General features: G+C 59.9%; 1 pseudogene. It reads right to left on the minus strand.

The window, feature by feature from the left end:
• Positions 1-811: pseudogene (locus tag FDX22_RS21735) on the minus strand (phosphoribosylformylglycinamidine synthase subunit PurQ); the annotation flags it as partial.

Genomic DNA, 811 nt, shown 5'->3' on the forward strand with positions numbered 1-811 from the left:
GGCTACCAGCGCCTGGAAGTTACCCAGGCCGATGCGTCCGCCCAGCAGGTCGCTCATGTGTACATCGATAGCGTCAAAGCCCGCACGGTGGAAAGCTGCGGCCATCTCAACGTGGGAGTTCACACCCTGCTCGCGCAGCACGGCCACTTTCGGACGCGCACCGGTGGCGATATACGGCGCGGCAACATCTTCATTGATATCAAACGACAGTTTAACGTTGAGGCCAGGATCGGCATCGTTGGTTTTAGCGTTATGTTCCTGATCGGCGCACTCTGGATTGTCGCGCAGACGCTGCATCTGCCAGGTGGTTTCTGCCCACCACATACGNCAGGGTAGTACGGCTTTCGCTGAACACCGACTGCCCATCGGCTTCGACCACGAAGCGGTCGCCCTGCACGGCTTTACCCAGATAGTGCACGCAATCGGCCAGGCCATGTTGAGCCAGCAACGCCTCAACCGCTTCACGGTCAGCGGCGCGAACCTGAATGACAGCCCCCAACTCTTCATTAAACAGCGCCGCCAGATGATCATCGCCCAGAGTGCCGATGTCTGCTTCAGCGCCGCAGTGACCGGTGAAGGCCATTTCTGCCAGCGTAACCAGCAGGCCGCCGTCGGAACGGTCGTGGTAGGCCAGCAGCTTACGCTGTGCCACCAGCGCCTGAATGGCGTCGTAGAAGCCTTTCAGCTGCTCTACGTTACGCACATCGGCAGGCTTATCGCCCAGTTGACGGTAAACCTGCGCCAGCGCCGTCGCACCCAGCGCATTGTGGCCAAGGCCAAGATCAATCAGCAGCAGCGCATTGTCTTCAGT

This window comes from Citrobacter sp. TBCS-14, from assembly GCF_005280805.1.
GTDB lineage: Bacteria > Pseudomonadota > Gammaproteobacteria > Enterobacterales > Enterobacteriaceae > Citrobacter > Citrobacter gillenii.